The 336-nt window shown below is 49.7% G+C and carries 1 protein-coding gene; it reads left to right on the top strand.

What is annotated here, in order from left to right:
* Window positions 1–336 (top strand): hypothetical protein (locus NQF89_RS08835; protein WP_266138003.1); only part of this gene is annotated, 336 nt, incomplete at both ends.

Below are 336 nucleotides of genomic sequence, written 5' to 3'. Positions count from 1 at the left end.
TTATAAAGGCCCTTACCCCGCCCTCTCCATCCTGCAAGACATCTGCTACGCAGCTAAACTCCAACTCCTCAATTATGGCGGTTGGGATCATCACCAAACCCTTACCAACCATTACCGCTCTGGGACTGCGCTAGACCAAATAAAGGGAGTCGTAAACGCAACACATATCAAATATAATATCCGACCTTACACCCCCATTACGCAAGACGAGGCCAACAACCTCCCCAACAGCTACAAGCAGCAAATCTCCCAAACAACAGCCCATCTAGGGGTAGTTGAAATCTGGGGCGGCTCCTACACTGGCACCCCTCCAAATGGGCAAGAAAAATCAATACC

The sequence above is a fragment of the Bombella pollinis genome (assembly GCF_026385485.1).
Taxonomy (GTDB): domain Bacteria; phylum Pseudomonadota; class Alphaproteobacteria; order Acetobacterales; family Acetobacteraceae; genus Bombella; species Bombella pollinis.
This window is presented reverse-complemented; position numbering and strand designations above follow the sequence as displayed.